The 24,170-nt window shown below is 69.3% G+C and carries 23 protein-coding genes; 12 read left to right on the top strand and 11 right to left on the bottom strand.

The window, feature by feature from the left end; translation table 11 throughout:
• Positions 1-5: 5 nt before the first annotated feature.
• From ABZX02_RS05385 to ABZX02_RS05370, 4 genes are all read left to right on the top strand, one after another.
• Positions 6-653 carry an acetyltransferase gene (locus ABZX02_RS05385; protein ID WP_355295069.1) on the top strand — a complete coding sequence of 216 codons (648 nt, stop codon included), beginning with the start codon at positions 6-8 and terminating at the stop codon, positions 651-653.
• Positions 650-1,729 (top strand): DegT/DnrJ/EryC1/StrS family aminotransferase, encoded by a 1,080-nt coding sequence (locus ABZX02_RS05380; protein WP_355295067.1) that lies wholly within the window; start codon positions 650-652, stop codon positions 1,727-1,729. The genes ABZX02_RS05385 and ABZX02_RS05380 overlap by 4 nt, the downstream gene beginning before the upstream one ends.
• Entirely contained in the window at positions 1,729-2,289 is a 561-nt protein-coding gene (locus ABZX02_RS05375) for an acyltransferase (RefSeq protein WP_355295065.1), read from the top strand. The genes ABZX02_RS05380 and ABZX02_RS05375 overlap by 1 nt, the downstream gene beginning before the upstream one ends.
• A gap of 92 nt (positions 2,290-2,381) precedes the next feature.
• Positions 2,382-4,010: a hypothetical protein gene (locus ABZX02_RS05370; RefSeq protein ID WP_355295063.1), complete on the top strand. Its 1,629-nt coding sequence runs from the start codon at positions 2,382-2,384 to the stop codon at positions 4,008-4,010.
• A 1-nt stretch (position 4,011) separates the two neighbouring features.
• On the opposite strand, the gene ABZX02_RS05365 is transcribed toward ABZX02_RS05370, so the two are convergent.
• Positions 4,012-4,749 (bottom strand): maleylpyruvate isomerase family mycothiol-dependent enzyme, encoded by a 738-nt coding sequence (locus tag ABZX02_RS05365; protein ID WP_355295061.1) that lies wholly within the window; start codon positions 4,747-4,749, stop codon positions 4,012-4,014.
• Positions 4,750-4,829: 80 nt separating this feature from the next.
• Here ABZX02_RS05365 and ABZX02_RS05360 point away from each other — a divergent pair, with 80 nt between their 5' ends.
• Genes ABZX02_RS05360 through ABZX02_RS05350 form a run of 3 tightly spaced genes read left to right on the top strand, consistent with a single transcriptional unit; the run spans position 4,830 to position 6,402 of the window.
• Positions 4,830-5,339 carry a hypothetical protein gene (locus tag ABZX02_RS05360; RefSeq protein WP_355295059.1) on the top strand — a complete coding sequence of 170 codons (510 nt, stop codon included), beginning with the start codon at positions 4,830-4,832 and terminating at the stop codon, positions 5,337-5,339.
• Between the two features lie 60 nt (positions 5,340-5,399).
• Positions 5,400-6,251 carry a helix-turn-helix transcriptional regulator gene (locus ABZX02_RS05355; protein WP_355295057.1) on the top strand — a complete coding sequence of 284 codons (852 nt, stop codon included), beginning with the start codon at positions 5,400-5,402 and terminating at the stop codon, positions 6,249-6,251.
• On the top strand, positions 6,226-6,402 hold the full coding sequence (locus ABZX02_RS05350) for a DUF397 domain-containing protein (RefSeq protein ID WP_355295055.1): 177 nt from the start codon (positions 6,226-6,228) through the stop codon (positions 6,400-6,402). Before ABZX02_RS05355 ends, ABZX02_RS05350 begins: the two co-directional genes overlap by 26 nt.
• Here ABZX02_RS05350 and ABZX02_RS05345 read toward each other — a convergent pair.
• Together ABZX02_RS05345 and ABZX02_RS05340 are read right to left on the bottom strand one after the other, a co-directional pair.
• A complete protein-coding gene (locus ABZX02_RS05345) occupies positions 6,386-7,714 on the bottom strand; it encodes an O-antigen ligase family protein (RefSeq protein ID WP_355295053.1) in 1,329 nt (442 codons plus the stop codon). The genes ABZX02_RS05350 and ABZX02_RS05345 overlap by 17 nt on opposite strands.
• On the bottom strand, positions 7,693-8,544 hold the full coding sequence (locus tag ABZX02_RS05340) for a hypothetical protein (RefSeq protein ID WP_355295051.1): 852 nt from the start codon (positions 8,542-8,544) through the stop codon (positions 7,693-7,695). Before ABZX02_RS05340 ends, ABZX02_RS05345 begins: the two co-directional genes overlap by 22 nt.
• A 137-nt stretch (positions 8,545-8,681) precedes the next feature.
• Between ABZX02_RS05340 and ABZX02_RS05335 the strand changes: the two genes are divergently transcribed.
• Entirely contained in the window at positions 8,682-9,647 is a 966-nt protein-coding gene (locus ABZX02_RS05335) for a hypothetical protein (protein WP_355295049.1), read from the top strand.
• Here the strand turns inward: ABZX02_RS05335 and ABZX02_RS05330 are convergent.
• Genes ABZX02_RS05330 through ABZX02_RS05320 form a run of 3 tightly spaced genes read right to left on the bottom strand, consistent with a single transcriptional unit; the run spans position 9,640 to position 13,300 of the window.
• Positions 9,640-10,833, bottom strand: a complete 1,194-nt coding sequence (locus ABZX02_RS05330) for a glycosyltransferase family 1 protein (RefSeq protein WP_355295047.1) — start codon at positions 10,831-10,833, stop codon at positions 9,640-9,642. The two genes, ABZX02_RS05335 and ABZX02_RS05330, sit on opposite strands and share 8 nt — an antisense overlap.
• Positions 10,830-12,278, bottom strand: a complete 1,449-nt coding sequence (locus tag ABZX02_RS05325) for a lipopolysaccharide biosynthesis protein (protein WP_355295046.1) — start codon at positions 12,276-12,278, stop codon at positions 10,830-10,832. The genes ABZX02_RS05330 and ABZX02_RS05325 overlap by 4 nt, the downstream gene beginning before the upstream one ends.
• Entirely contained in the window at positions 12,275-13,300 is a 1,026-nt protein-coding gene (locus ABZX02_RS05320) for a glycosyltransferase (protein ID WP_355295044.1), read from the bottom strand. The genes ABZX02_RS05325 and ABZX02_RS05320 overlap by 4 nt, the downstream gene beginning before the upstream one ends.
• A 110-nt stretch (positions 13,301-13,410) precedes the next feature.
• Here ABZX02_RS05320 and ABZX02_RS05315 point away from each other — a divergent pair, with 110 nt between their 5' ends.
• A complete protein-coding gene (locus ABZX02_RS05315; RefSeq protein ID WP_355295042.1) occupies positions 13,411-14,256 on the top strand; it encodes a glycosyltransferase in 846 nt (281 codons plus the stop codon).
• Here ABZX02_RS05315 and ABZX02_RS05310 read toward each other — a convergent pair.
• The 3 genes from ABZX02_RS05310 to ABZX02_RS05300 are packed head-to-tail and all read right to left on the bottom strand — an operon-like array spanning position 14,228 to position 19,308.
• A complete protein-coding gene (locus ABZX02_RS05310; RefSeq protein WP_355295040.1) occupies positions 14,228-15,454 on the bottom strand; it encodes an MFS transporter in 1,227 nt (408 codons plus the stop codon). The genes ABZX02_RS05315 and ABZX02_RS05310 overlap by 29 nt on opposite strands.
• A gap of 48 nt (positions 15,455-15,502) precedes the next feature.
• A complete protein-coding gene (gene asnB / locus ABZX02_RS05305; RefSeq protein WP_355295038.1) occupies positions 15,503-17,326 on the bottom strand; it encodes an asparagine synthase (glutamine-hydrolyzing) in 1,824 nt (607 codons plus the stop codon).
• Positions 17,327-17,328: 2 nt separating this feature from the next.
• Positions 17,329-19,308, bottom strand: coding sequence for a glycosyltransferase (locus ABZX02_RS05300; protein WP_355295036.1), 1,980 nt, complete (start codon positions 19,306-19,308; stop codon positions 17,329-17,331).
• A gap of 132 nt (positions 19,309-19,440) precedes the next feature.
• Here ABZX02_RS05300 and ABZX02_RS05295 point away from each other — a divergent pair, with 132 nt between their 5' ends.
• Together ABZX02_RS05295 and ABZX02_RS05290 are read left to right on the top strand one after the other, a co-directional pair.
• Complete coding sequence (locus tag ABZX02_RS05295) at positions 19,441-20,772, top strand: glycosyltransferase family 4 protein (RefSeq protein WP_355295035.1); 1,332 nt, start codon at positions 19,441-19,443, stop codon at positions 20,770-20,772.
• The gene (locus ABZX02_RS05290; RefSeq protein WP_355295033.1) at positions 20,772-22,067 is read left to right on the top strand and encodes a UDP-glucose/GDP-mannose dehydrogenase family protein; all 1,296 of its coding nucleotides are present in this window, start codon (positions 20,772-20,774) and stop codon (positions 22,065-22,067) included. Before ABZX02_RS05295 ends, ABZX02_RS05290 begins: the two co-directional genes overlap by 1 nt.
• Before the next feature lie 228 nt (positions 22,068-22,295).
• Here ABZX02_RS05290 and ABZX02_RS05285 read toward each other — a convergent pair whose 3' ends face one another.
• Both ABZX02_RS05285 and ABZX02_RS05280 read right to left on the bottom strand, forming a co-directional pair.
• Positions 22,296-22,700: a hypothetical protein gene (locus ABZX02_RS05285; RefSeq protein ID WP_355295031.1), complete on the bottom strand. Its 405-nt coding sequence runs from the start codon at positions 22,698-22,700 to the stop codon at positions 22,296-22,298.
• Complete coding sequence (locus ABZX02_RS05280) at positions 22,697-23,425, bottom strand: PIG-L deacetylase family protein (protein WP_355295029.1); 729 nt, start codon at positions 23,423-23,425, stop codon at positions 22,697-22,699. Before ABZX02_RS05280 ends, ABZX02_RS05285 begins: the two co-directional genes overlap by 4 nt.
• A 35-nt stretch (positions 23,426-23,460) precedes the next feature.
• On the opposite strand from ABZX02_RS05280, the gene ABZX02_RS05275 reads away from it, so the two are divergent.
• Positions 23,461-23,916: a DUF4231 domain-containing protein gene (locus ABZX02_RS05275; protein ID WP_355295028.1), complete on the top strand. Its 456-nt coding sequence runs from the start codon at positions 23,461-23,463 to the stop codon at positions 23,914-23,916.
• Positions 23,917-24,170 lie beyond the last annotated feature (254 nt).

The following is a 24,170-nucleotide window of genomic DNA, read 5'->3' as shown; positions in this document are numbered from 1 at the left end:
CACAGGTGACCGGACGGCCACTGCTGTTCATCGGGGCAGGTGGACTCGCCCGCGAGACCCTCGCGGCGGTCCGCCTCCTCCCGGAGGAGTGGGACCCGATCGGGGCTCTCGACGACTCCACCGCCCTGCACGGCACCCTGATCGACGGGGTGCCCGTGCTGGGTGGGCTCGACACCCTGGCCGACCACCCGGACGCGGCCGTCGTGCTCTGCATCGCGAGCGCGCGGCGGTCGCTGGTCCGGCTGGCTGTGGCCAGGGAGCTCGACCTGCCGGACGAGCGGTGGGCGACCGTCGTGCACCCGGCGGCGGTCACCTCCGGCGCTTCTCTGGGCGCCGGAACGGTTCTACTGGCGGGCGTCGTGATCACGACCCCGCTTTCTCTCGGCAGGCACGTGGTGGCGATGCCGCACGTGCTGATCACCCACGACGACGAGGTGTCGGACGGCGTCACGTTCGCCGGCCGCGCCTCGCTCGCGGGTTCCGTGCACGTCGGGGAGGCCGCGTACCTGGGACAGGGAGCCATGGTGCGCGAGGGGTTGAAGATCGGCGCCGGTGCCGTGATCGGCATGGGAGCCGTTGTCCTGCAGGACGTTCCGGCAGGAGAGACGTGGGCCGGCGTACCGGCCCGCCCGTTGCGTGGGGAGAGCGCGTGATCGAGATTCCGCTGGTGGACCTGCGTGCCCAGCACGAGCAGGTGGCCGACGAGGTCGCCGACGGCTGGGCCGAGGTGCTCAAGACGACGGCCTTCATCGGAGGCCCCCAGGTCGCCCGGTTCGAGTCGGAATTCGCTGCCTACCAGGAAGTGCCGCACGTCATCGGCGTCGGCAACGGCACCGACGCCATCGAGCTGGCGTTGCGCGCGCTGGGCGTCGGCCACGGCGACGAGGTCGTGCTGCCCGCCAACACGTTCATCGCCACGGCCGAGGCCGTCGCCCGCTGCGGCGCGACACCCGTGCTCGTGGACTGCGTGGACGACACGCTGCTGATCGACACTTCTCAAGTGTCCTCTGTGGTCACTTCGCGCACCAAGGCGATCGTGCCCGTGCACCTGTACGGCCAGGCCGCCCCGGTCGAACTGCTGCCTTTGGGGGTGCCGGTCGTCGAGGACGCCGCCCAGGCCCAGGGCGCCCGCCGCAACGGCGTGGCCGTCGGCGGTCTCGGCGTCGCGGCCGCGACCTCGTTCTACCCCGGCAAGAACCTCGGCGCGTACGGCGACGGCGGTGCCGTCCTGACCACGTCGGACGCCGTCAACGAGTCGGTCCGCCTGCTGCGCGAGCACGGCTCGCCGCGCAAGTACGAGCACCCGGTGCTGGGCTTCAACAGCCGCCTCGACACGCTGCAGGCCGTCGTGCTGTCCGCGAAGCTGCGCCGCCTGGAGTCCTGGAACCAGGCCCGCCGCGCGGCCGCCTCGAGGTACACCGAGATGCTCGCCGACGTTGATGGCGTGCGGACGCCCGTGGTGCTGGACGGCAACCTGCCCGTGTGGCACCTGTACGTCGTGCGCGTGGCCGAGCGCGACCGCGTGTTGAAGTCGTTGCACGAGGCCGGAATCGGCGCGGGCATCCACTACCCGACGCCGCTGCACAAGACCGGCGCGTTCAGCGGGCTGGCCGGGTCCTTCCCGGTCGCGGAGACCTCGGCCGCGGAGATCCTGTCGCTGCCGCTCTTCCCGGAGATCACCGAGGCCCAGCAGGCCCGCGTGGTCGAGGCGCTGAAGGCGGCGCTCTGATGACGGGCGTCCGCGTGCACCCGCACGGCCTGTGCGAGTCCGACGACGTAGGCGACGGCACGCGCATCTGGGCGTTCGCGCACGTCCTGCCAGGCGCCCGCATCGGCCGTGACTGCAACATCTGCGACGGCGCGTTCGTCGAGTCGCGAGCCGTGCTGGGCAACAACGTGACGGTCAAGAACGGCACGCTCGTGTTCGACGGCGTGACGTGCGAGGACGACGTGTTCCTCGGCCCGAACGTGCTGTTCACCAACGACCTGCGCCCGCGCGCACACGTCAAGAAGACCGGTGACGCGCTGGAGACGACCCTCGTGCGTCGTGGGGCGACTCTCGGCGCCGGCGCGGTCGTGGTGTGCGGCACGGTGATCGGCGAGCACGCGTTCGCGGCGGCCGGTGCGGTGGTGACCCGGTCGGTGCCGGCGCACGCGTTCGTCGCCGGCAACCCCGCGGTGGTCAAGGGCTGGGTGTGCGCGTGCGGTGCGAGGCTCTCAGATGATCTCTCGTGCCCCGAGTGCGGGATCCGGCACGAGGAGACGCCGGACGGCCTGAAAGCCGTCTGAGAGAGCACTGAGTCGGCCGGCCGGTGTCCCTGACGGGGCACCGGCCGGTACAGTGGCGTCATGATCGAGCGAATCGAGTTCCACCCCGCCCGGTGAGGCGCGAATGGCCGGACCTCCTCGAGACGGGGTCCGAAGAACGCCGTCAGGCGTTGACCGCACTTCTGCGGGACTTCACCACCGACACGGCGACCTCCGCCGACACCCTGCACGACAGGTGCACGGAGCTCGCGTTCTACGACTACGACGTGCGAGCCGTGCTGCGCGACCTGGCCCCGGAGCCCTCGCCGCGCCTGACGAACGCCGCCAGGCAGTTGCTCACGAGCGAGAACCAGCGCGCGGTCCTCATCGGACTCGCGCTCCTGACCGGTCAGGCCCGCGAGAAGGACATCCCGCTCCTCAGAGCGCTCGGACGGCACGAGTTCGCCGCGCCCCAAGTTGTGCGCGCGTTGCTGGCGATCCCCGGCGCGCAGACCGACGCCATCTGGGTCGCCGACCGCGTGCCGAGCGTCCGCGGTGAGGTCGGCGAAGCCCTGCGCGGGCACCCCGACCCGGACGTCTGCCACTGGGCCTGCCGGAACTCGTCGCGGTACATGAGATATGTGCGCGAAAGGGCGGGCAAACACGACTTGCGCGTGCAACTGCTCGACGACGCGCACGTGGACGACGAGTCGTGGGACCGCATGGGCAAACGTCTGCACGCCATGTGCCACAACTTCCTGTCGTCGGAGTTCGGCTACTACCCGCACGACACGACGGCGTTGAGGCGGTGGGTGGCGCTCGCCTCGACTCGACCGGCCACAGTGGACCGTGCCGTGCTGCTCTGCTCCCTGGCGGAGGAACTGGTGTCCGGACACGCGGCCGTGGTCGTGCGCGACCTTCGCCACGATCTCCTGAGCGAGATCAGGAGCGTGTTGTCGCGCTGGAGCGGCGTGCTGGAGACCCAGGCCGCGCACGACGGCCGCGCGGCGTGGGTGCTCCGCGAGACCCCGGGCCTGCGCGTGCCGTCGAAGCGGTTCGCGGTGCGGATCGCGACGCACGCGCCGGACCCCACCGGTGGTGTGGAGGCCAGGATCCTTCTCGACCACGTGCCGATCTGCGTGGCGTTGTTCGGGGGAGGTTTCTCCGGATGGCCGGAGTGGACCGTCGACGGCGGCCGCCTGCTGGCCACCGACGAGCCGCGCGAGGTGCTCCTCCACGATCACGACGGCACCGACCTGTACGTCACGATCGTGCGGGAGGACGCGGAGGTCGTGTGGAAGGACTGGCGGTGGACCAACCACAGCGGTCGGCTGCCGGGCGAGTACCGCTTCGACGCCGAGGAGTACGACGCGGAGGTGGCGCTGGCGGAGGCGGACCGCTCCTGGGAGTGGCCCGCCCGCACGGTGGCCCGGCTGGTCGAGCAAAGGCTGAGGGCCGATCCCTCGATCCTCGGCCGCTGGGACTGCGGACCCGGCCACTGCCACAGCGCACGGGACGTCCACGACGCCGCCGTCCTGGACTTCCGGTACCCGGCCGACGCGTCGTGGGACGAACCGTCGGTGACGTTCCGGCACGGCATCGACGTCGCCGGCCGCGACCCGGCCGCGGTGGCGGAGGACGTCGTCGCGATGTTGTGCGCCTCTGACCCGAAGAACACGGTGGGCATGGTCGGCGTCGACAGCGCGGCCACGGCCGAGCGGCTGGGCCTGGTGCACCGCCGCTCGACCGTCACGTACCACTGACTCAGGACGGCACCCAGGCCCCCAGCTGGTCGAGCACCTCCGCGTTGCCGTCGATCTTCAACGGCTCCAGCGACCCCCGCCCGTAGAACACCATCAGGAAGTCGTGCGCCGCCCCTTCGGCTGACGCGTCAGCCACGTCGTCGCCGGCCTCGACGACCCGCGCACCGTTCGCGGACATCGAGATCCGCCACGACCCGCCCTCGTCTAGGCGGTAGTCGACGACGGCGGGCTCGTGCGGCCACGGGCTGGACGTCGAGAAGCAGGTCAGCAGGAACTCGTCCACACCGTCCACCGCGATCTCCGCCGGGATGGGCTCGGGCTTGCCGGCCGCGACCTGCGCGTCGTAGGTGTGGGCGGCGATCTCGTGCAGCTGGCGACGTGCGGCCGTCGCGACCGTGGGCGGCGACTGCGAGTCGCCCCACCAGTTCCAGCACCCCTGGTCCGGGCCTGCCGCTTCGAGTGCGGCGATCAACAGCCGGGTGGACTCGGTCATCCACTCCGCCAGGCCTTCGCGCGGCGCCTCGACCGGCGTGCGGTCCGGGGGAGTGTCGGACGGGCCCGCGGCCACGATCTCCGCCCACTTGCGGCGGCCGTCGCCCAGGTGCTGCACGAGGTCGAAGACCGTCCAGCCGGGGCAGGTCGGCACAGGAGCGTCGAGGTCGTCCACCGCCGCGATGAACGCCTTGGTGCGCTCGTCGATCAGGCGGAGCAGGTCCGGAAAGCTGAGGGGCTTGTGCACCGGCGCTGTGTATCACCCGGTCGGTGTGCGCCGACAGTGAATTTCGCCGTAGCGGGGTGGCGGCGCGGGGCGACAGACAGGTGACGGGGCCTGAACGGGAGCTGGTCGCCATGCTGACCGAACGCGAGGAGAACTGGCTGATCGAGGAGTACAAGCTGCTGTCGCTGCACTACTTCCACGAGGACCAGGTCTACTTCCGCACCGGCGGACTGCTGATCACGCTCAACGGCGCGCTGATCGCGTTCTCGGCGGCGTCGGCGAGCGTGCCGCGCCTGCCGGTCGGCATGGTGGTGTTGTTCGCGGCGTTCGGCCTGGCGCTGACCCTCGGCTGGATGGCGATGCTGTGGCGCATCCGCGCCGTCCGCCAGGTCGCGAGCAACCGCATCGCCGAGATCGAGACCGCGCTGGAGTCGGAGTGGTCCGCGGACGTCCCGTCGCCGCGCATCCGGTTGCGGCTGCGCGACAGGCTCGAGGCGATGTCGCGGCGCCGGCCGTCGCGGGTGATCACGCGGGTGCCCGCGACGGTGCTGTTCCAGATCGTGTCGGTGGTGGCCGCGGCGTACTGGGTCTGCCTGCCGTTCTGGCGGTGATCCGTTTTCACCCGTACGAGCCGTTCAATGGAGTTCCTTCAACGGTTACGGTCGGGGAGCATGACCGTGATCACATCGACCGCGTACAGCCGCGACCTGGGCGACGAGCTGCGCAGGATCCGCGAGACCTGCACCAGTTTCGGCGGCCGTGCGATGGCCGCCCAGTTGGGGTGGGACCCGAGCAAGGTGTCGAACATCGAGACGGGTAAGGCGCGCGCGACGGAGATCGACCTCGCCCAGTACTTCGCGACCTGCGGCAAGGACCTGGACTACCTGCAGGAGTTCACCAGCCGGTACCGCCACGCCTTCGACCTCTACTTCGCCCAGGTGCCAACGAATCTGCGCACGCTCGCCATGGTCGAGGCGATGGCCACGAAGATGTGCGTTTACGAGGTCCTGGCCATCCCGGGGCTGTTGCAGACGGAGGCCTACGCCCGCGCGATGTTCCTGGAGACCGGCCACGAGTCGCTGGACGACATCGCCGGGTTCGTCGCGCTGCGCATGGAGCGGCAGGCGATCTGGCGGCGGCCGTACCGCCCCGAATGCGTTTTCTACGTGCACGAACTGGCGCTGCGGATGCGGATCGGCGGCGCCAAGATCATGGAGGACCAGTACCTGCGGCTGCTCTTCAACGCTCACATCGTGCGGATCATCCCGGCGACCGCGGTCGGTCTCGCACTCAAGTCGATGATCACGCTGTTCGAGTTCGGCAAGGCGTCACCGCTGGCCTACACGGAGTCCGACCTCGCCAAGGTGTTCGCGCAGGACACCTCGGCCGTCACGTCGACCAGGAAGCTGATCTCGCGGTTGGATGCGGTCGCGCTGGATGAGGAACAATCTCGGAGCATGCTGGCGGCGTACGTCAGCGGACTGCGGGAGGACCCTCATGACCATCGAACGGACCTGGCGTAAGAGCAGCTACAGCGGTGGTACCGGGGACAGCAGCTGTGTCGAGGTCTCGCTCGCCCACGACGCCCTCGTCCGCGACTCGAAGAACGCGAGCGGCGCCGTCCTCGCGTTCTCCGCCCTCGCCTGGCGCAGCCTGCTCAGCTGGCTGGACTGACCGCGGCCGCCTTCCGCTCAGCGGCCTCCTGTCTGGCGATCCGCAGCAACGCCCCCGACACCCCGATCAGCATGAACGTCATCCCGGTAGCCACGCTGAACGCCAGCTCGTCGAACGTCGCCGCCCCCAACGCGGACGTCAGCAACGACGCCACCAGACACATCGCGATCCCGCGCACCCCGGAGTCGCGGGACAGCGCGCGAGCCCGCAGTGCGGCGAAGATGCCGCCCAGGAACAGCAGCACGAACGCGATCAGGCCCAGGTAGCCGTTCTCGATCATCGTCAGCAGGTACTGGTTGTCGAGGATCGTGTACTTCGACGGCAGGAACGTGCCGAAGCCGCGGCCCAGCCACGGGTGTTTGGCGATCTCCAGCCACGCGCCGTCGTAGTCCTTGGTGCGGCCCTGGAACGACGGGTCGTCCTCGATGTTCGAGAACATCGACGTCACGGTGCCGAACAGGCCCGGTACGACGACGGACGCGCCGCCGAGGAACACCGCGCCGATGCCGAGCAGGGGCAGGCCGCGTTCGCGGGGGAGCAGGATCGCCATTACGATGCCGGTCACCACGAGGCCGAGGATCGCGGTGCGCGACAGCGACAGGATCGACATCAGGGCCAGCAGCGACAGCGCGGTCCACCAGCGGCCCACGGGTTCGCCGCGGTCCTTGGCCTGGAAGACGAAGTGCGCGGCGAACGGGACGCCCAGCACGCAGACCAGACCGAACTCGATCGGGTGGTTCACGGTGCCGGCCGGGCGGAAGAAGATCGAACGGGACTCGAGTGCCGAGTAGCCGTTGTCCTGCACGCGCAGGCCCGGCAGCGAGATGTACGACGCGAGGTCGAGGCCCAGGCCGAACTGGAACAGGCCGACGAACGCGCTGACCGTCAGGCACGCCACCATCACCCGCAGCGCGCGACTCAGGCGGTCGCCGTTGCGGACGCCGTCGCAGATGAAGACGGCGAGCGCGGACATCGACACGATCCTGATCAGCGCCGAGTCCGAGACCGACAGCTCGTCGATCGGCAGGTAGCGGCGCGTCGCCAGGGCGTACGTCGTGAGGTGCAGAACCACGTAGATCGCGAGGATCGTGCGGACGGCGTTGCGGCCCTTGGCCATGCCGAGGTGGTCGACGAGGTGGGCGGCGAACCACACCACGGCGAGGCACATCGCCACGAACAACGCCGGGGGGAGCGTGATCGGGACGAACGCGATCGTGAACCGGGCCGGGACGACCAGCAGCGCCACCATGTAGAAGATCAGCAGAGTGGCGCCGTCGGCACGTTGGGCGATCAGTCGTCTTTCGTCGGCCATGCCGGGTCAGGTTTGGGTGCGGCGATGATGACGGTCTTCTGGTGCGCGTTCGGCACGCCCTGCGGGGTGGGGCGCTGCGGCTGGGGCGGGCCGCCGTTGCCGTTGGACTGCGGGCGCACCGGGGGCACGGGCGCGGGCGTCGTGTCCTTCTCGGACGGTGCCGGGTCCTTCGCGGCGTCCTTGTCCTTGCCCTCCTTGCGCCGCTTGGCCCTGGTCATGATCGAGTCGGCGGCGAACGTGGAGGCGAGCGTCAGCAGCAGCAACACCACGGTCGCCGCGCCGACGTACCGGACCTTGCCGCCGATCTTGGCCGACGCCGTCGTCGGCTTCACCAGGATCTGCGCGGTGATGAACGTCTGCTCGGGCGCGCTCAACGCCTTCTGCTGCGCCGCGAGCTCCGCGACGGTCTTCTCGAGCACCTTGCCGACGAGGCCTTCCGCGGACTCGGCCGAGTCGGCCTCCGTCGTGACGAACAGCAGCGGGCCGCCGACGGGGCCGGTGTTCGCGGTGTAGACGGCCGTGGAACCCTTGCCCGCCAGCTCTTCCGCGGTCTTCGGGTCGCCGAGGATCTGCGTGAGGATCTGCGCGGTGGTGGTGAGGCTGCCGTCGAACTGCAGCAGCGGGTTGACCTTGACGACGTCCTCGGGCTTGGTGTTCGCCGTGTACCGGCCGCCGGCGGCGGGGGAGGTGAGGACCAGCACGCCGCTCGACTCGTACCGGGTGGGCACCGTGGCGTAGACGTACAGCGCGAGGATGCCCGTGAGCAGCACTGCGGGCAGGGCGATGTACCACCGCCGCCGCAGCACTCGTACGGTTCCCCAGAAGTCCATCAAAAACCCCGATCCGCGGCTCGGTCTTGCGAACGCAATGTTCGTAGGGTATCGCCTGCTTTGAAAATCGGGGTGAGCTGCCAACTGTTACAGGCCGTAGCTGACGAGCGATGAAGGAAGGGAATCCAGGAGGCAGCATGCGCGCAGGACGACTGACCGTGACCGTCGCGGCCATTCTCGTGGTCATCGGCGGAACAACGGCTTACGTCGTCACGGCGGCCACCGACGCGAAACAGCCGGCGGGCGCCGAGAAGGTGTCCCAGGCCAAGACCGGCGATCTGCTGTTCGTCGATCTCGCGGGTGGTCAGAACCGGGTCGAGAAACTCGCCGACAGCGGCACCCGAACCCCGACGGAGCTGGTCTGCCAGCGCTTTTACGCCGCCGGCGGCACGAGCGTCTGCCTCAAGCTGGCCGGTCCCGGCCCGACCTACGCGGCCGAGGTGAGCCGCGACGGGAAGCCGTTCAAGACGATTCCGCTGCCGGGCATCCCGAGCCGCGCGAAGGTCTCGCACTCCGGGAACCTGGTGTCGTGGACCAGTTTCGTCACCGGCGACTCGTACTCCGTTCCGGGCGGTTTTTCCACCCGCACCGGATTCTTCGACGTGCGAACGGGTGAGACCGTTGAGTCGATCGAGCATTTCTCCGCCACTGTGGAGGGTGCTCCGCTCACAGCCAGTGACGCGAATTACTGGGGTCTGACCGTGGCCTCGGACGACAGGACGTTCTACGCCACGCTCGCGAGCGGCGGCTTCACCTGGTTGGTGAAGGGCGACCTGGTGACCAAGGCTGTGACGTCGTTGCGCCGTGACGCGGAATGCCCGTCGCTCTCGCCGGACGGCACGAAGGTCGCGTACAAGAAGCGCATCGGCCGCCTCGGGCCGTGGGACCTCGCGGTGCTCGACCTCGCGACCAACACGGAGAAGCGGCTGCCCGGCACGGCCGGCGTCGACGACCAGGCGACCTGGCTCACGCCGGACGAGCTCGCGTTCGCCGCGGTGCCCAAGGACGCGAGGCTGCCCGCCGTTCACGTCGTGCCCGCCGACGGCTCGGTGGACGCGCGCGTGCTGATCTCCGACGCCACCTCTCCGTCTCCCGTCATGTAGCGAGTTCGCGGCGGAGCACCTTCTCGAGCTCATGACCTGCCGCATCCCAGGATCGTCCCTCCACACTGGACGCGGCCGCCCGGGCGACCGCGTCGAAGTCCGGCGATGTGACCACTTCGGACAGCGCACGCGCCAGTGAGTGCGGGGTGGGTGTCGCGTACCGGACGTGGTCGTTGTCCAGGACTACGCGGTTGAAGTGCGCGTCGTTCACCACGGGGATGCACCCGGCCGCCAGCATCTCGTGCGGCACGAGGGAGACGTTGGTCATCGACAGCGACAACCCGGCGAAACAGCGGTTGTAGATGGCGTTCAGGTCGTCGGGGGTGACCAGGCCGTGGTCGACGAACTGCGGCCCGAGGTCGCCGATCTTCTCGCCGTAGACGTGGATCTTGAGGTCCGGGTGCCGCTGCGCGAAGACCTCCAGCGCGAGCACGCCGAGCTCGAACGCGCGGCGCGGTGCCTTGCGGCGCGCGTAGAAGACGATGCCGTCCCGCTTCTCGTCGCCGAGCTTGTAGCGGTCGGCGTCGCAGCCGAAGTCGAAGTGGTCGGCCGGCATGCCGTGCTCGTCGCGGACCTTGTCGGCGAGGAACCGGCCGGCGGTGAAGCCGTGCATGCCCATCCGGTAGGTGTTCTCCGCCAGCGCGTAGAGGCCGCCCTGCGGGTAGAACCACGGCTCGTAGTCCTGCACGAGGTAGAACCTCTTGCCCGCGCACGGGTCGTTGAACGCCGGGTAGGCGGTGATCCACGCCGTCGCGAAGACCGCGTGGGCGTCGGCCATGCCGTCCGTCACGTCGTGGATCGAGCCGCGGAAGAACGGGAACGCCGCCCTGATCCCGGGTTCGAGGTCGGCGACGGTGTTGCCGAACGTGTCGTACAGGTAGAGCCGGCAGTCGTGACCGATCGACTCCAGGTGCCGGATGAGCCGGAACATGGTGGTGTGGCCGCCGGATCCCGCGGAAGGGGGAGTGGTGACCCAGTTGATCGTGAGCCTGCCGTCCTGCGGGATCGGCGGGATCACCACGGGCTTGCGCTGCTCCACGTCGGCCCTGCGCACGTCCTCCAGGCGCACGGGCAGCTCGTCGCCCTCGGCGCCGAGCCTGCGGGTCGCGGCCGTCAGCAGCCGGACGCCGAGCTGCTTGGCGCCCTGCTCGCGGACGATCTTCGTGACCTGCCTCAGTCGTCTCACGCGACCGCCCTCTTCTTCAGCACCGCAATGATTTCGTGTCGCATGGGGAAGACCACGAGCGCGTAGGCGAGGCACGACAGCGTGCCGCCGACGAGGATCTGCAGCAGCTCGCTGTCGATCACCTGCCGCACCGCCAGCACCACGGCGACCATCAGCACCCCGCCGAGGAACGGCCGCAGCAGCCTCGCCCCGAGCGCCCCGGCCCGGATGCCGTACGGCTTGAACGTGACGAGGTACGCCGGCGTGATGACCAGCACCGCGACGACGACGTGCGCCGCCGCGACACCGCGGATGCCGTCGAGGTGCGCGCCCAGCGCGAGCAACGGCACCAGCGCGCCCAGCCACACCAGGTGGATCACGAGGATCGCTCGCGACCGCCCCGCCGACGCGAGGAAGTCGTACCCGAGCTCCAGCGCGACCCGCACGGCCCCGAGCAGCACGAGCAGGGCCAGCGCGGCCGCCGCGGGAGCCCACCGCTCGCCGTAGACGACGCGGATCAGCGGATCGGCCAGCGCCGCCAGCAGCACGCAGGCGGGAATGGTGACGAGCGCGAGCAGCCCCAGCGCGCGGCCGAACGCCCGTTGGAACTGCTCGGGGTCCTCCCGCACCTTCGAGAACGCGGCGAGCGACACGCTGCGCACCGGCGCGGAGAACGCCGCCACCGGCCAGCTCGCGAGGTTGAACGCCAGCAGGTAGAAGCCGAGCGGCACGGTCCCGAGGACCGCGCCGACGACGATGTAGTCGACGTTCATCACGCCGAAGATCAGCAGGCTCGACCCGGCGAGCGGCAGGCCGAACGCCAGCAGCTCCCTGGCCTGGGCGGCGTTCCAGCCGGGGCGGAACCGGTCCTTGGTGAGCCAGAACATGATGACGGCGGCGGACAGGTTCTGCGCGATCCGCTGCCACGCGAGGCTCCACGCGCCGAAGCCCATGACCGCGAGCACGACGGCGACCGCGGTACCGCAGACGAACGCCGCCGTGTCGGCGTAGAACTTGTGGTCCTGGCGGAAGTTGCGCTGCATCATCGCGCCCGGCACCGCGGTCGCGCCGGCGATGACGAGGGCGACCGACATGAGCTGGATGACGCCGGTCGCCTCGGGGGCGTCCATGGCGCCCGAGAACCACGGCGCGCCCACGACGCAGATCAGCGCCAGGAACCCGCCGGAGGCCAGCGACAGCGTCGTGACGGTCGGTGCCATCTCGTCGATCGGACCGTTGTGGCGGACCAGGGCGGCGCTGACGCCGAGCTCGGAGACGCTCAGGACGATGTTGAGGACCACCAGGGCGACCGCGAACACGCCGAACTGCTCGGGCGCGATGAGGCGCGCGAGCAGGATGCTGATGCCGACGGCGGCGAGGCGCTGCAGGAGCGAGTTGACGGCGCTCCAGCGGATCGCCGAGGAGACACGACCTTCTAGCTGACCGGTGTCCTGCTCCGTCGTCACCACTCGCCCCGCCACTTCCACTTCTGCGTCCCGACCCACAGCTTCGCCCTCTTGTAGGCGTGCGGGGCGAGGAAGAGTTGCGTGCGGCTCAGAAAACGGGGGCTGAACTTCTGGCGACGCAGCAGCGCGCGGTACTCGGGCAGCTCCTCCAGCGCGGGGTACGTCTCGTGCGCGAAGTCGAGCAGCTCCTTCTCGGTGCCGTCGAGCTGGTCCCGGTCGTGCAGCCGCACGGCCCGCCACAGAGCGTCGCCCGCGATCGCCTTGTGCGCCAGCGACTTCAGCCGCGCCGGCAGCCCGGGGTTCTGCTCCAGCACGAGGTCGAACACGTCCCGCCGCTGCTCCAGGTCGGCGAACACGGACTTGAACGTCGTGCGCATCATCGAGTTCTCGTGCACCCGGTAGTACGCGCCCGGCTTGCCCGACACGTACCCGATGTCGGACACGGCGGCGATCCGCAGCCACATCTCCAGATCACCCGCGTGGGGGAGGTCGGACCGGTAGCCGCCGACCTTCTGCTGGACCTTCGTGCGCACCACGACCTCCGGCGAGGAGATCACGTTGCGGCTGCTGCGGAAGCGGTTCTCGATCCACTCCTCGCCGCGCCAGACCTTCGACGTCACCGGCACCTCGGTCACGCGCGGCAACGCGTCGTGGTCGCTGTAGTACACGACGCGTCCGTAGACCATGCCCACGTCGGGGTTCTGCTCGAAGACCGCGGCGGCGCGCTGCAACGCTCCCGGTGCCAGCAGGTCGTCCGCGGACAGCAGCACCGTGTAGTCGGCGGTCGCCCAGTCCAGCAGGCCCTCGTTGTAGGTGGCGATGTGCCCCTTGTTCACCTCGTGCCGGTAGCCCTCGACGCGCTTGTCGGCGGCCATCAGCTCGGCCATCACCTCAGGGGTGTTGTCCGAGGACGTGTCGTCGATCACCAGCACCCGCACGTCCACGCCCGGCTGGTCGAGGACGCTGCGGACGCAGGCCGGTAGGAAGTGGGCGTAGTTGTAACAGGGGATCACGACGTCCACTGTGGGAAGCGTTGGCACAACCTCACTATCGGTTCCCGTGAGCATTCGTTAGCCCCGCAACGTTTTGGGCCCGTCGCACGATGTACGCGATGACCGGAGTAAGGGGAGTCATGGCCGACCACGTCATCCTGACGCGCTTCAACCTGCCTTCGAAGGGCGCCGAAAGTTACGTCCGGGCAAAGGAAGGATGGCTGACCGAACGCGTTGCGCTGTTCGAGCGCTACTGCCTGCCATCGGTCGTGGCCCAAACGGACAAACGGACGCGTTGGATCATCTATTTCGACCCCGAATCACCGCAATGGCTCAAGGACAAAATCGCCTCACACGGTGACGCGTACACGCCCGTTTACCGTGCGGAAGTCTCGCGGGAAGAACTGAGGTCGGACATCCGGTCCCTTTTCTCCAAGACCGGTTCCGAGCTCATCACGACCAACCTGGACAACGACGACGGCCTCGCGGTCGACTTCGTGGAACGCCTCTGCGCGGCACCCCGGCCGACCACGACCGCGGCGTACTACCTGGTCAACGGCCTGATCAAGTCCCCAGGAGGGCTGTACCACCGGGTCGACCGGCACAACGCGTTCGTGAGCGTCCGCGAGAGCTGGGACGAGCCGGTGACGTGCTGGGCGCACTGGCACAACCACATGCACCTGCACTTCCCGGTCGTCGAGCTGGGCGGCGCGCCCGGCTGGCTGCAGGTCGTGCACGGCGGCAACGTGTCGAACCGCACACGCGGCCGTCTCGTGTCGCCGGAGCCGTTCAAGGCCTCCTTCGGCGCGTCGCTGGACGACGTGCCGGAGCCCGGGACGCTCGCCGTCGCCCAGGACCGGCTGTTGGATCAGCCGATCCGGTTCGTGCGCGACTCGGGCCGCGTGGCCGCGAAGAACGCGGCCATGAAGGTGCTCGGCAAGGGCGGCTTCGAGAAGATCAAGCAGAAGCTGGCGTCTCGCGGTTGATCCCGTAAGCCACGATGAGGGTCACGGTGAGCGCGGCCAGCGCCACCGTGATGCTCAGGCTGAAGCTCGAGAACTGCAGCAGCAGTCCAAAGGCGACGGACGAAACGAGACGCCCCAGCGCCTGGCCGGTCTGCACGACCGACAGCCCCGACGCCCGCAACGACTCCGGCGCCGACTCGCTCACCTTGGCCGACAGCACGCCGTCCGTCGCCGCGTAGAACAGCCCGTGCAGCAGTAGCGCCGCGATCGCGACCCCCATCCCACCCTCGGGGATGAACAGCAGCGCGTACACGCCCAGCAGCAGCGCGTGGCCGGCGAGGAACATCCGCCAGCGCCCGACCTTGTCCGACAGGCGGCCGAGAGGCGTGGCCGCGGCGAGGAACACCAGCGCCGTGCCGAGCGGCAGCAGCGGCAGGAAGCCGAGCGAGATGTTCGTGGCCTTCTGCACCAGCACGTAGACGAACGCGTCCGACACCGTCGCGAGACCCAGCATTCCGGCGGAGAGGGTCGTGCGGCGGAACTGGCGGTCCGTCAGCAGGTTCAGCCCCGCCCGGAACGACGGCCGCGGCCCCTTCGGCTTCTTGTCGGTCGGCGTGTCCCGCACGAACGCGATCAGCACGATCAGGCCGATGACCGCGAACGCCGCCGACACCGCGAAGATCGGCCCCGGCACCGTGCCGATCTGCATGAGCAGCGCGAACGTGATGAGCGGGCCCAGCAGTGCGCCGAACGTGTCCATGCTGCGGTGCACGCCGAACGCCGCGCCGAGCCGGTCCTCCGGCGTGGCAAGCGAGATCATCGCGTCGCGCGGCGCGGTCCGGATGCCCTTGCCCGCCCGGTCGGCGGCCATCAGCGCGCCGATGCCGAACGGTGAGGCGCCGACCAGCGGGAAGAACACCTTGGTGACGGCCGACAGGCCGTAGCCCGCGGCCGCGACGGCCTTGGGCTTGCGGAACTTGTCCGAGACGCCGCCGCCGACGAGCCGCAGCACGGCCGTCGCGCCGGTGTAGATGCCGTCCAGCAGGCCGAACTGCGCGTACCCCAGGTTCAGCGTGAACAGCAGGTACACCGGCAGGAACGCGGTGATCATCTCGGCGGAGATGTCGGTCAGCAGGCTGACCGTGCCGAGCGCGAACACGGTGCCCGGCAACCGCTTGCGGAAGTCGGTCTTGGACGGGCGGGAGGAGGCGACGTACATCGCGTCACCCGCCCGCGCCGGTGGTGAAATCCCTGTTCATGGACCGTCCTACCAGCTGAGCGTCTGGTGCCAGACTTCGAGCGACAGCAGCGTCCAGATGCGCGGCTGCTCGTTGCGGTCACCGGAACTGTGGTCGTCGAGCAGTGACCGCACCGCGGCCCGGTCGAAGGTCTTGCCCACGAACGACGTGGGCCCGGTCAGCAGGTCGTACGCCATGTCCCGCAACCCGTCGCGGAACCAGGCGTCGAGCGGCACCTTGAAGCCGGACTTCGGCCGGTCGACGATGTCGGCCGGCAGGTGCTGGCGCGCCACCTCCTTCACGACCCACTTGGTCGTGCCGCCGCGCACCTTCACGCTGCTGGGCAGCGAGAACGCGAGCTCCGCGACCCGGTGGTCGAGGAACGGCGGGCGGAGCTCGAGGGACGCGGCCATCGACATGCGGTCGCCGCGTTCGAGGAGGTTGTCGGCGAGCCAGGTGTGCGAGTCGGCGTAGAGCATGCGCCGCAAGGCGTCGCCGCGGCCGTTCTCGTACGGGGCGAGGACGGACCTCGTCGCCGGGCCGCCGAGCAGCTCTGCCCGTTCGGCCACCGTGAACGGCGCGAACCAGCCGCGCATCCGTTCGGCGTAGCTCGGTTCGGCGATGGCCCGCAGCGCGATGCCCAGCCGTGCCTTGGACGCCGGGAGTGCCTTCTCCAGGCGCTTCAGGGCCGCGGAGGGCGCGAACCCGGCGAGACGGGTCGCCTGGGCGAAGCGGTACTTGGGGTAGCCGCCGAAGAGCTCGTCGCTGCCCTCGCCGGACAGCACGACCTTCACGTCCTTGCGGGCCAGCTCGGCCAACCGGAACACGGCCACGTCGGCCGGTTCGGACAGCGGCGCGTCGCGGTGCCAGGAGAGCTTGGCCCAGCTGTCGCGGAAGTCGTCGGCCGTCACGATCACGTTGTGGTGCTTGCTGCCGACGAGCTTCGCGACCTTCTCGGCGTGGTGGATCTCGTCGACCCTGGGGTCGCCGAAGCCCGCGGAGAACGTGTGCAGCTCGGCGCCGTCCCGTTCGCGGGCCACCAGAGCCGTGATGAGCGACGAGTCCACGCCGCCGGACAGGTAGGCGCCGACCGGCACGTCCGCGACCAGAGCGTCGCGCACGGAGGCCGTGAGGGCCTCGTCGACGAGCCGCACCGCCTCCTCGGGCGAGACCTGGAGGATCTCCGACTCGCGCGGCAGCTCCCAGTACGGCTCGGTGCGCACCTCGCCCTGGGCCGTGACGACCAGGTGGTGGCCCTGCGGCACCTTCCGCACGCCCCGCACCAGCGTGTGCGGCGCCGGGACGGACCGGTGCGCCAGGTAGTCGTGCAGCGACTCGTGGTCGACCTCGGCCGCGCCGATCGCCGGCAGCAGCGCCTTGATCTCGGACGCGAACGCGAACTGCTGCGCGTCGGCGTAGAAGTACAGCGGCAGGATGCCCAGGCGGTCGCGGAAGAGGTGCGTCTCGCCGGTGTGCGCGTCGTGGATCGCGTACGCGAACTGGCCGCGCAGCTTCTCGACCGCCTTGGGGCCGTGCTGTTCGTACAGCGCCAGCAGGACCTCGGTGTCGCCGTTGGTCCGGAACGGGTAGCTGAGCTCCTCGCGCAGCTGCCGGTAGTTCAGGATCTCGCCGTTGAACGCGATGGTGGTCGTGCCGGACGCGCCGGCCATCGGCTGCGGCGACCCGGCCAGGTCGATGATCGACAGCCGGGTGTGCGCGAAGCCGATCGGGCCGTCGGACCAGAAGCCGCTGTCGTCGGGACCGCGGTGGTGCAGCCGCTTCGCCATCTCGGCGAGGAGCTCGGGGGAGACGGGAGCGCCGTCGAACCGTCTGATTCCTGCGATGCCGCACATGATCAGCGGTCCTCCGCGATCTGCATGAGCTCGCGGGCACGGGAGTCCCACGAGGCGGTGAGCACGGCCGCGCGGCGCTCGGCCGGCGTCTTCAGGCCGCCGTCCTTGAGCGTGAGCCGGATCTGGTCGATGAAGTCGGCCTCGCCCTGGGCGATCCGGATGACGTCGCCGTACCGCTCGACCTCGGGGAAGTCCGTCGAGACGACGGCCAGGCCCAGGGCCAGGTACTCCTTCATCTTGATCGGGTTGGCGTGCTTGATCCAGTCGTTGTCGAGCCACGGCATCAGCGCCACGTCGAAGCCGCTGCCGTAGCCGGGGATCTGGTCGTAGGAGCGGAAGTCCAGCCAGTGCACGTTCGGGTACTTGGCGTAGCGCTCCATCGAGCAGGTCGCGTCGCCGATCAGCACGACGCTCGCCTCGGGGAACTCCTGCGCGACCTTCTCGATCAGGTCGAAGTCCACGAGGTAGTCGTCGAGGCTGCCGAAGAACCCGATGCGCGGGCCGGGGATGCTCGCGATGTCCGCGGGCAGCTCGGTGCGGCGGGTGAAGTGGTCGACGTCCACGCCGTGGTCGAGGAAGTGGGCGCGGGTGCCCGTGAGCCTCGACTCCTCCTCCTGGAGGGCGCGGCTCACGTAGAGCACGGTGTCCGAATTGGACAGCAGCTGGTTCTCCAGCGCCGCGATCGTGCCCTGGTCGGCCTCGGGGAACGCGGAGTGCCGGTCGGAGCGGTTGAAGATCAGGCCCTTGGTCTTCATGGGCTTCACGACGTCCCACGCGGTGGGAATCGTGGCCACGACGATCGGCGTGCCCATCCGCAGGAAGAGGCACACGGCCTTGACCTGCGTGCGGACCAGGACCGAGTTGAGCTTGCGCAGCCACGGCTTGCCGTAGAACGGCAGGGGAGCGGGCGTCATCACGTAGAAGTTCGGGGTGTCCTCGATCGGACGGCGCACGAGCTTCGCGACGCTGCCCGCCTTGCGCAGGATCCGGCGCAGGAACTGCGTGCTCTTGCCCGGCGAGGGCATCCGCAGGCCGATGCTGTTGACCAGCAACACCTTGCGGTGCTTGGCGACGCGGCGCAGCAGCTGGAAGTCCGAGTGGGCGCGGTTGTGGTACCACCAGTCCTGCGCGGAGAAGCACAGGTAGCTCGGTCCCTCGGAGGCCACTTCCTCCGGCCAGCGGCGCATGCTGAACAGCCCCTTCAACGCGGTGCGGTGCTTCGGCGACCGCGCGCGAAGCCCTTCGTTCACGACCATGGCGACCCACATGAGCGCGGCGGCGAACCGGCCGTGCAGCTCGCGGTGCAGGCGGACCTTGTTCGACGTGAGCATCGACCACAGGCGGGCGTTCGTGGAGACCTCGCCACCGATGTGCGTGACCTTCGCCCGCGGCTCGAACCAGACGCCGCCGGCCCGGAGCATGTACTCCGTCTCCTCCGAATAGAGGAAGTACCGTTCGTCCAAAAGGCCGTGTCGCTCGATCACCTCGCGCTTGACCAGCCACGCGCAGCCCGTGGCCCAGTCGGCGTGGTGGGCGCCCTGGTAGGCCTTCGCGTCGGTGACGGTCTCGCCGAGGCCGATGCTCCCGGCCCGGCCGCCGCCCATGAGGGCTTCCACGAGTGCCTTGGCAGCGGTGGGTGTGCGGCGCAGCGAGAACGAGAGCGCGCCCGATTCGTCCACCAGTTTCGGTGCGACGATCGGTTTGTCGGCAGCGCGCAGTGATTCCACGGCTCCTGGGTGCAACCGGATGTCGGCGTTCAGGATGAGGACGTCGTGCCCTTCCGCCGCTTTGATGCCCAAATTCACACCGGCGGCGTATCCGCCGTTGACCGGGCTGCGCAGAATTTCCACGCCGGGGCGAGTGGCGGCCGCCACAGTGCCGTCGGTCGAGGCGTTGTCGACGACGATCACCCTCACGTCGTCGGGCAACGAGTCCAGGCATCCGGCGATGACCTGTTCGCTCTGGTAAGTGACGATGACCACCGCGACAGGTGACCGCTCCACAACCGCTCCCCACTTTTCGGGCCTCTGCGCCTACATCGAGCGTTTTGCAACCTCCGTTACGAGATTCCGCGCATGTGTAACCGTTTTGCCCTCCGGAACGAGAACCAGAGCGTGACGTCATCGCCGCACGTGTTGATCATCGTGCAGAACCTCCCCGTGCCGCTGGACCGCCGGGTGTGGCTGGAATGCCGTGCCCTGACCAACGCCGGGTACGAGGTTTCGGTGATCTGCCCCAAGGGTCCGGGTGATCCCGCCTACCAACTCCTCGACGGAGTGCACATCTACAAGTACGCTCCGCCGCCCCAGGCCGAAGGCGCGCTGGGCTATGCGTGGGAGTTCCTGTACTGCTGGGTGCGCACGGCGTTGCTGAGCGTGAAGGTGCGTGCGCGCAGGCGGTTCGACGTCATGCAGGCCTGCAACCCGCCGGACACCTACTGGGCGCTGGCGTTGCTGTGGCGCCTCGGCGGCGTGAAGTTCGTCTTCGACCACCACGACCTCAACCCCGAGGTGTTCCTGTCGCGCTTCGGCGAGCCCAAGGGGTTCGCGGGCAAGATGCAGTACCGGATCCTGAAGTGGCTGGAGCGCCGGACGTTCCGCACGGCCAACCGGGTGACGTCGACCAACACCTCGTACCAGAAGATCGCGTGGACGCGCGGCGGCGTTCCGCCCGAGCACACCTCCGTCGTGCGCTCCGGTCCCGACACCACCGTGATGCGGCCTGTCGAGGCGGTGGACGAGCTCCGACGCGGCGGCAAACACTTGGTGGCCTATCTCGGAATCATGGGACCGCAGGACGGCGTCGACGGGGTCCTCGAAGTCGCACGGAGAGTTGTTTTCGACCGGGGCCGCACCGACGTCCGGTTCGCGCTGCTGGGCTTCGGCGACTGCCTCGAGGACCTGAAGAAGCAGGCCACGGCCTGGGGGCTCGACCCGTACGTCGAGTTCACCGGACGGGTTGGGCCCGAACAGATCACCCGTTACCTGTCGACTTCGTCGGTCGGACTGGGCCCGGATCCGTTGTCGCCTTTGAACGACGTGTCCACTATGAACAAGACCATGGAGTACATGGCCTACGCGCTGCCGGTCGTCACGTACCGGTTGCAGGAGACCGTGGTGTCGGCCGGCGAGTGCGCCGTGCTGGTCGAACCGGGTGACGTCGAGGGCTTCACGACGTCGTTGCTCGACCTGCTCGACGACGCGGAACGCCGTGCCCGCCTCGGCTTCGAGGGCCGGCGCCGGTGCGAGTCGGTGCTCGACTGGCGCCCGCAGGCCGAGAACTACGTGGCGGTGTTCGACGGGCTCACCGGCTTCGTCTCGCGCGGCCCGTTCCCCGACGGCAGGCCGGAGCTCGGTGCCGGGACCGACCAGTGGGGCAACAAGATGATCGACGTGAGCGACGACGCCGTGCTCCGCGCGTTCGCCGTGACCCGAACGGGAGAATGATGTTCGTCAGAAGGATCGCTGTCGTCGGCACCGGCTACGTCGGTCTGACCACCGGTGCCTGCCTCGCCTCGCTGGGCCACCGCGTGGTGTGCGCGGACGTCGACGCCTCCAAGGTCGAGCGGCTGTCGCGCGGTGAGGTCGACATCCTCGAACCGCGCCTCGCCGAGCTCGTCGCCGAGGGTCTGGCCTCCGGTCGCCTGTCGTTCGTGCTGGGTGCGTCCGCCGCCGTGTCGGACGCCGAGGTCGTGTTCCTCTGCGTGCCCACCCCGATGGGTGTCGGCGGCATCGCGGACCTGCAGGCCGTCGAGTCCGTTGTGGACGAGACGCGCGACCTGCTGCCGTCCGGTTGCGTGATCGTCAACAAGTCCACCGTGCCGGTCGGCACCTCGCTGCGCACCGCCGAGCTGCTGCGCCGCGACGACGTGGCCGTCGTGTCGAACCCCGAGTTCCTGCGCGAGGGCTCGGCCGTGCACGACTTCCTGAACCCCGACCGCATCGTCGTCGGCTGCGACCAGCAGGACGCGGCCGAGCGCGTGGCCGCGCTGTACGCCCGCCTGGGCGCACCGACGGTGCTGACCGACGCGGCCTCGGCCGAGATGGTCAAGTACGCGGCCAACTGCTTCCTCGCGATGAAGCTCTCGTACGTCAACGCCGTCGCCGAACTGTGCGAGCGCCTCGGTGCGAACATCACCGACGTCACCGAGGGCATGGGCTACGACAAGCGCATCGGCCAGGCGTTCCTCAACCCCGGCCCCGGCTGGGGCGGCTCGTGCCTGCCCAAGGACACGCACGCGATGCTCCAGGTCGCCGACGCCGCGGACTTCGAGTTCCGCCTGCTGCGCGCCACGATCGACACCAACGAGCGCCAGCGCCAGCGGATGGTCGAGAAGGTCCGCCTGGCGGTCACCGGCAAGCGCGGCGGCTCGCTGTCACACATCCGCCTGGGCCTGCTGGGCCTGACGTTCAAGGCGGGCACGGACGACCTGCGCGACTCGCCGGCGTTGGCCGTGGCGGCGTTGCTGAAGCAGGCCGGCGCGGAGCTCGTCGGCTACGACCCGGCGCTCACCGGTGGGTCCGACCTCGGCGCGGTGTCCGTTGTGGACGATCCGTACGTCGCGGCGAAGGACGTCGACGCGCTCGTGGTGCTGACCGAGTGGCCGGAGTTCCGCTCGCTCGACTGGGCGCGCCTGGCCGAGACCGTGCGTCAGCCCGTGGTCGTGGACACCCGCAACATCCTCGACCCCGATGTCATCCGCCGCGCGGGCCTGACCTGCACGTCGCTGGGACGCGGCTAGTCCACTTGAGACTGTCCATTTAGCTCAATGGGGTGACAGGGCGCGCGACCTGGTTGTGGTAGCGCTTTGATTCCCGGCAACACCCGGTGGGACTGGCCCGCCGGGTCTTGTCGGGGAGGTTCCCGTGGCTGGACTCATGGACATGGTCAACGGTCTCGTGCACCAGGCTTCCGGTCTGCTGGCGCAGGCTTCCGAGCTCGCGCACGGCCTGCTGTCCGCACTGCCGCTCTAGAGGCCCGCGAACAGGTCTGTCTCCGGCAGCGGGGCGTTCGTCCTGTCCAGGTCTCGGAAGTAGGTCTCCTGCTTCTGGACGGCGGACGCCCCCACGTCGATCACCGTCGCGCCGCTCGTGGCCGTCAGGTACAGCTTGTCCGGGATGCCGGTCCGGTGCACCGCCACCTTGGTCTCCCTGAGCGGTCCGTTGTGGTCGCAGACGACGACCTGCGGTTCGTAGCGGATGATCAGGTCGTAGGGGTCGGCCTCGTCCGCTGTCGCACCGAGCTCCTCGGCCTGGTCCCGGACGGCCGCGTTCCGGCTGTGCACAACGACTCTGACGCCTTTTCCGGCGTAGAGTGCCACCGTTCCGGCGGTGGTGCCCAGGTCGTCCGCGAGCACCACCAGCAGCGTCCTCACCACCGCGGCAGATCCGGTCCGTGATGCGTGATGCCGGCGAACAGGTCGGTCTCGGGCAGCGGGGCCCCGGTCGTGTCGAACGCCCGGATGTAGGACTCGGCCGCGAACCGCTGCTGCGCCGTCAGCTTCCCGATGAGCGACTGACTTTCATAGCAGTGCAAAGCTTTCCGCTTCAGGTCGGCGACCGCGGACGTGTCGACCGTGGTGGTCGCCAGCGTGTCGTGGGCCTCGAGGTACAGCTTGGCCGGGATCCCGGTCTCCTTGACGGCGTGGAGTGCGACCCGTGCCGCGTGCACGTGGTCGCGGTGCTGGTGCGGGTTGTGGTGGTCGTGCGTGACGACCACCTGCGGCCGGAAGTGCTCGATGAGCGCGGCCAGCCGGCCGGCGGCGGTCTCCACGGGAATGGAGCAGAACGCGCCGGGCGGCACCTCTCCGGTCTCGCCGGAGTCGTGGTACCCCAACAGTTCCAGGTCTGTGATGCCGAGCACATCGCACGCGGCGTTGAGCTGGGCCCGCTTCCGGGCGGCCACCGCCCGCGGGTGGTGGTTCACGTCGCCGGGCTTGATGCCACCGGGCATGTCGCCCAGCTCTCCGCCGGTACACGTGACGAGCACGATCCGCACGCCCTGGCGGGCGTAGTGGGCCAGGATTCCTCCGGTCGACCGCGACTCGTCGTCGGGGTGAGCGTGGACGGCCAGCAAGGTTCTCGGTCCATCGAACTGCACGCGGGGGAACGTACCCGGAAACTATTGTGCGGCGCGTGACCGACTTGCCGTCCGGCTTGAAGCCGTTGGAACTCGCCCAGCACCTGCAGGGACAGATCACGCGCGGGCACGAGTACGCCCGCTCGCGCAAGCAGCGGTTCAGGTGGAAGTCCGTAACTGTCCGACTGACCACTTTGGTGCTTTCGGCGGTGTCGACGATCATCCTGGGCCTGCAGAACCTGGACCCGTGGACGGGGACCGCGTTCGCGCTCGTGGCGGTGGTGACCGTGGTGTCCGCTTTGGAGCCGTTCTTCGCGTGGCGGTCGTTGTGGGTGTTGATGGAGGACGCGTCTTACCGGTTTCACCGGTTGGAGGACGATCTTGCGTATTACGTGGCGTCCACTCCGGCTGATCAGGTGGACGTGGAGGTGGTTCGGGGGATGTTCGAGCGGTACCAGGAGATTTGGGACTCGTTGAGTTCGCGGTGGTTGAAGTTGCGCGACAACGGGTGAGGGGGCGGGTGGGGCTTGGGTGCGGGTCTGGCTTGGGCGCGGGTCGGCTTGCGTGGGCTGGCGCCTGTTCCAGCGGGGTGGGCGGGTGCCGTGTGTCCCGTTGCCGTGCGAGGGTGGTCGCCTTTGGCCGCGCGACCTGTCGCCTTCCAGCGTGGTCGGCTTGCGTCCTGTACCGAGCCGGTGCCGGGCATCGCCGCTTCGCGACGATCGCGATTGGGGCTTGACTTCGGGGCCCTTGCGAGGCCTTCCTCGGC

The sequence above is a fragment of the Lentzea sp. NPDC003310 genome, from assembly GCF_040610935.1.
Taxonomy (GTDB): domain Bacteria; phylum Actinomycetota; class Actinomycetes; order Mycobacteriales; family Pseudonocardiaceae; genus Lentzea.
This window is presented reverse-complemented; position numbering and strand designations above follow the sequence as displayed.